Genomic DNA, 2,274 nt, shown 5'->3' with positions numbered 1-2,274 from the left:
TTCGGTGGGGCCGTAGAGGTTGTGCAGGCCGGTGTGGGGGAGGGTGGCGTGGAAGCTTGCGGCCAGGTGTGGGGTGAGGGCTTCGCCGGAGACGACGACCGTGCGCAGGCCGGTGCATTGTCCGGCGGCGGGGTCGGCGAGGAAGAAGCCGAGCATGGACGGTACGAAGTGGCAGACCGTGGTGGTGGAGTCCTGGATGAGGCGGGCCAGGCGGGCGGGGTCGCGGTGGGCGCCGGGGGCGGCCAGCTGGATGCGTGCGCCGGTGGTCAGCGGCCATGCCCACTCCCAGCCGGAGACGTCGAAGCCGATGGGTGTTTTGAACAGCACGGTGTCGTCGGCGGTGAGGTGGTAGGCGTTCTGCATCCAGGTGATGCGGTTGGTGAACGCCGCGTGTGTGTTCACCGCGCCCTTGGGGGCTCCGGTCGAGCCGGAGGTGTAGAGGACGTATGCCGCGTTGTCCGGTGTCAGGTCCACGACGGGCGGCGTCGGGGCAGCCGGTCCGGCCTCGTCCAGGTCCAGGTCCGGATCCAGGTCCAGGTCGAGGTCGAGGTCGAGCAGGTGTGTGTCTGGCGGGAGTTCGAGGTCCTTCGCCAGGGAGCGGGTGGGGCCGTGGAGGAGGACGAGGGATGCCTGTGAGGTGGTCGCCATACGGGCGAGCCGGGCCGGCGGGTAGTCCGGATCCAGCGGCAGATACGCCGCCCCGGCCTTGAGCACACCCACCAGCGCGATCACCAGCTCGGGCGAGCGATGCAGGCAGAGGCCCACCACGTCCTCGGTGCCGACGCCGAGCGCACGCAGGTGACGGGCCAGCCGGTTCGCCCGCGCGTCCAGCTCGGCGTACGTCAGGGCGGGTCCGTCCTCGGTGGCCACGGCGACCGCGTTCGGGGTACGGGCGGCCTGCTCGGCGATCTGCTCGTGCAGCAGACCGGCCACCGCTTCGGGGTCCGGGGCGGAGAAGGCCTCCAGCCGGGCGAGCTCGGCGGCGCCGGGCAGCGGGTGCGCCGCAACCGGCCGCTCCGGGCTGTCGGTGACGTGCTGGAGCAGGCGCAGCCAGGCGTCGCGCAGCCGCTCGACCGTGGCGGGCTCGAACAGATCGGCCGCGTACTCGATCCGGCCGGCCAGGCTTCCGTCGGGCTGCTCACGCAGATGCAGCGCCAGCTCGAACTGCGCCCGGCCACCGGGCCAGGCCATCTCGGCGGCCTCGACGCCGGGCAGCCGCAAGGCCGTGCGGGGCGTGCTGTCCACGGCGAGCAGGACACGGACCAGCGGCCCGTTCCCCGCGCCGACGGCTTGGGCGACCTTCTCGAAGGGCACGTCCTCGTGGGCGAGGGCGTCCAGGGTGGCGGTCCGCGCCCGGCGGGTCAGCTCGGCGAACGACACCGGGCCGGAGGTGTCCAGGCGCAGGGCGAGAGTGTTGACGAAGAAGCCGACCACGTCCTCCAGTTCGGTACGTGAACGGCCCGCCACCGGCGTGCCGAGCACCACGTCGCGCTGGCCGGACCAGCGGCCCAGCAGCGCGGCGAACGAGGCGAACAGCCCCTGGAACACGGTCGCCTGCTCCCCCTCGGCCACCGACCGCACCCGCCCCACCAGCCCGCCGGACACCGCCACCGGCAGCACCCCGAGGTCGTACGAGGTAAGCCCTTCCCGGCGGGGCGCGTCGGTCGGCAGTTCCAGAGGCGCGGCGTCGGCAAGGACGGACGTCCAGTGGTCGAGACCGGAACGGAGGGAGTCGTCCGTGACCGTCTCGCGCTGCCAGGTGGCGAAGTCGCCGTACTGCAACTCCGGCTCCGGCAGCGGGGACACCTCCGCACCACCCGCGAACGCCGCGTACAACGCGCCCAGTTCCCGCAGCACGATGCCCAGCGACCAGCCGTCCACCACCGCGTGATGCACGGCCAGCGCCACCACCTGCTCAGCGGCGGCCAGCTGCCCGACCGCCACCCGTACCAGCGGACCCGCGGCCAGATCGAAGGGCTGCTCCACCCAGGGCGTCAGCCACCGGTCCACTCCCCCCTCACCCTCGGTGACCTCGACGACATCCACCGGCACCCGTGTCGCACCTGCGGGCCGCACCACCTGCCGCAACCCGCCGTCCGCCCACACCAGCCCCGTCCGCAGCACCTCGTGCCGGGCCACCAGCTCACCCACGGCCCGCTCCAGCACGGCCACATCCAGCCGGCCGCTGACCCGCAGCCCGCCCGCCACGTGATACGCCGAACCCGCACCCAGCCGGTCCAGCAACCACAACCGCTCCTGACCGAACGACGCCGG

General features: G+C 73.1%; 1 protein-coding gene. It reads right to left on the bottom strand.

Annotation, left to right across the window (positions count from 1 at the left end; all coding sequences use genetic code 11):
- On the bottom strand, positions 1-2,274 hold a 2,274-nt coding region (locus tag ACIBK5_RS43575), incomplete at both ends, for a condensation domain-containing protein (protein WP_399029080.1).

It is taken from the genome of Streptomyces sp. NPDC050546 (assembly GCF_044457425.1).
GTDB lineage: Bacteria > Actinomycetota > Actinomycetes > Streptomycetales > Streptomycetaceae > Streptomyces.
The sequence above is the reverse complement of the archived record's forward strand: the minus strand, read 5'-3'. Positions and strand labels throughout refer to the sequence as shown.